At 71.2% G+C, this 1717-nt stretch carries 1 protein-coding gene; it reads right to left on the reverse strand.

Annotated elements, in window-relative coordinates:
- Window positions 1–64 precede the first annotated feature (64 nt).
- Window positions 65–1624 carry an IS1182 family transposase gene (locus ABZ887_RS51060; RefSeq protein WP_361306577.1) on the reverse strand — a complete coding sequence of 520 codons (1560 nt, stop codon included), beginning with the start codon at window positions 1622–1624 and terminating at the stop codon, window positions 65–67.
- Window positions 1625–1717: the final 93 nt, after the last annotated feature.

Raw genomic sequence — 1717 nt, forward strand, 5'->3', positions numbered from 1 at the left:
CTAGAAGGTCGATGAAGATCTTGGTGAGGGGCTGTCCGGCCGTCAGGCCGGACAGCCCCTGCGGTCATGTACCGGCGGGTGCGAGGTGCCAGGTGCTGCGGGTGTGGGTGAGCCCGAGGTTGATCAGTCGGCGGAGGTTGAGGGCGGCGGCCCGGGTGTGGAGCCAGGTGTTGTTCTTGATGGTGCCGCGGTAACGCAGGCGCCTGTTGCCGTGGTGGACGAGCCAGGCGACGGCGCGTTCGACCGGTGGTCTCCAACGGCGGTAGGCGGCCTGCCAGCCGGGGTCGGTGGCGGCCTGGTGGCGGGCGGCTGTCTGCAGGTCGTGGTGAGGCCGGATGGTCAGGATGCGTCCGGCCTTGGCTTTGGTGCACCGCTCACGCAGGTGGCATCCCGTGCACAAGTCCCCGAAAGAGGCTTTGCGTTGCTGGTGCTGCCCGCCGGGGCAGGACAGGGCCACGGCGTGTCCGGCCGGGCAGGTCACGACGGCGGCTGTGGTGTCGATGGCGAAGTCGTCGAGGGTGAAGCCGCCGGGGACGGCCGGCCGCAGCGGGGCGGGTTTGAGGAACAGCCGGTGCCCGGCCTCGTCGAGGGCCTGGCGGGCCTCGCCCGCGGAGTAGGCGGTGTCGCCGAAGACGTCCAGCGGGCTGTCCTCGCCGGCGAGCAGGTCCAGGCCGACCGCGGCCTCGTGGTGCTCGTGCCCGGCGCCGGGCCGCAGGGCGACGGCGGTGTATAAGCCGGTCTCGGGCTCGATGGCCAAGTGGGCCTTGAAGCCGTCCTGCTGGTGGCTGCGGGTCTTGTGCACGTGGCGTGCTTCGGGATCGACGGTGGAGACCACCCGGCTGGGGGCGGTGCCCCGGGTGATGCGCCAGCGTCCGTCACGGCCGTCGGAGTCCTCGGCGGGCTCGACGTCCTGGCCGGCGACCAGGGCCAGGATGCCCACCGCGTTCGCGGCTTTCTCCCCGAGCTGCTGGTCGGGCAGGTGGCCCAGCATCCGCAGCGCGTCACCGACCAGCGCGTCGACCAGCACGGCGCGGGCCTGCTCGTCGTTCCAGGCGATGCGGGGCTTGCCCGGGTCGGTGTAGTCGTGCGCGCTGCACTGGGCAGCGGCGACCGGACCGGCGCCGGGGACCTCGCGGATCACCGCCCGGACGGCGGCGATGATCTGGGTGACGGTGTCCTGGGTGGCGACCGCGTCGTCCAGCACGGTGGAGTCCAGCGCCCGGCGGTGCTTGCCCTTGAGTACGCCGGTGGCCTTCACGACCTCGCGCACGGCCTCGAAGATACGGTTCGGGCGGGCGGAACGGGCCAGCCGGCGGCGGAAGTAGGCCAGCAGCGACGGGTCGAAGGCCATGTCGTTGAGGCCGAGCCCGCATGCGGCCTTCCACCGCAGGTCGCACCGCAGTTCCTGGACCGTCTCGAAGTCCGACAGCCCGTGCAGGGCCTGCAAGGTGATCGCGGCGGCCAGGATCTGCGGCGGCATGCTCGGCCGTCCGTTCGCCGACGGATACATGTCCGCGAACATCTCAGCCGGGAACAACTCGCCGCGGTGCTCGGCCAGGAACGCGAACACACTCCCGGCCGGGATCAGATCCCGACACGTCTCCCACACGTCCGGCCCGACCATCTCGCCGACCCACTCACCCATCGCCACAAGACAAGTCTGGTCCCGCCGCTCACGCGGCAGGACCAGAACCCAAGATCTTCATCGACCTTCTAG

It is taken from the genome of Streptomyces sp. NPDC047061 (genome assembly GCF_040643955.1).
Classification (GTDB): Bacteria; Actinomycetota; Actinomycetes; order Streptomycetales; family Streptomycetaceae; genus Streptomyces.

Excerpts from the sequence above, each read along its gene's own strand:
- ABZ887_RS51060 (WP_361306577.1), bottom strand. The coding sequence starts at position 1,624 with ATGGTCGGGCCGGACGTGTGGGAGACGTGTCGGGATCTGATCCCGGCC.